This is a genomic window from Paenibacillus sp. LPE1-1-1.1 (genome assembly GCF_040676435.1).
Taxonomy (GTDB): Bacteria; Bacillota; Bacilli; order Paenibacillales; family Paenibacillaceae; genus Pristimantibacillus.
Genome location: NZ_JBEGHY010000006.1, coordinates 1 through 1,339 on the forward strand (window position 1 = coordinate 1; position 1,339 = coordinate 1,339).

The following is a 1,339-nucleotide window of genomic DNA, read 5'->3' on the forward strand; positions in this document are numbered from 1 at the left end:
AGTAGCGAAGGTCATGTACTCCGGCTGTCAAGAAAAGCCTCTAGCCAGGTGAAGGTGCCCGTACCGCAAACCGACACAGGTAGGCGAGCAGAGCATGCTAAGGCGCGCGGAAGAACTCTCGTTAAGGAACTCGGCAAAATGACCCCGTAACTTCGGGAGAAGGGGTGCCTCGGTAGGGTGAATAGCCCGAGGGGGCCGCAGTGAAAAGGCCCAAGCGACTGTTTAGCAAAAACACAGGTCTGTGCGAAGCCGTAAGGCGAAGTATACGGGCTGACGCCTGCCCGGTGCTGGAAGGTTAAGGGGAGCGGTTAGGGGTAACCCGAAGCTGTGAACCGAAGCCCCAGTAAACGGCGGCCGTAACTATAACGGTCCTAAGGTAGCGAAATTCCTTGTCAGGTAAATTCTGACCCGCACGAATGGCGTAACGACTTGGGCGCTGTCTCAACGAGAGATCCGGTGAAATTTTAATACCTGTGAAGATGCAGGTTACCCGCGACAAGACGGAAAGACCCCATGGAGCTTTACTGTAACTTGATATTGGACTTTGGTACGATCTGTACAGGATAGGTGGGAGCCTGAGAAGCATGAGCGCCAGCTTGTGTGGAGGCGACGTTGGGATACCACCCTGATCGTATCGGAGTTCTAACCTGCTGCCGTGAAACCGGCAGAGGGACCGTGTCAGGTGGACAGTTTGACTGGGGCGGTCGCCTCCTAAAATGTAACGGAGGCGCCCAAAGGTTCCCTCAGAATGGTTGGAAATCATTCGAAGAGTGCAAAGGCATAAGGGAGCTTGACTGCGAGACCTACAAGTCGAGCAGGGACGAAAGTCGGGCTTAGTGATCCGGTGGTACCGAATGGAAGGGCCATCGCTCAACGGATAAAAGCTACCCTGGGGATAACAGGCTTATCTCCCCCAAGAGTCCACATCGACGGGGAGGTTTGGCACCTCGATGTCGGCTCATCGCATCCTGGGGCTGAAGTAGGTCCCAAGGGTTGGGCTGTTCGCCCATTAAAGCGGTACGCGAGCTGGGTTCAGAACGTCGTGAGACAGTTCGGTCCCTATCTGTCGCGGGCGCAGGAAATTTGAGAGGAGCTGTCCTTAGTACGAGAGGACCGGGATGGACGTACCGCTGGTGTACCAGTTGTTCCGCCAGGAGCACCGCTGGGTAGCCAAGTACGGACGGGATAAGCGCTGAAAGCATCTAAGCGTGAAGCCCCCCTCAAGATGAGATTTCCCAGTATGTAAGACCCCTTGAAGACGACGAGGTTGATAGGTTCGGGGTGGAAGCACAGCAATGTGTGCAGCTGACGAATACTAATCGGTCGAGGGCTTATCCTA

1 rRNA gene is annotated in these 1,339 nt (G+C 55.2%); it reads left to right on the top strand.

Features of this window, described 5'->3' with window-relative positions:
* A 23S ribosomal RNA gene (locus MRBLPE1_RS10515) occupies positions 1-1,339 on the top strand; the annotation flags it as partial.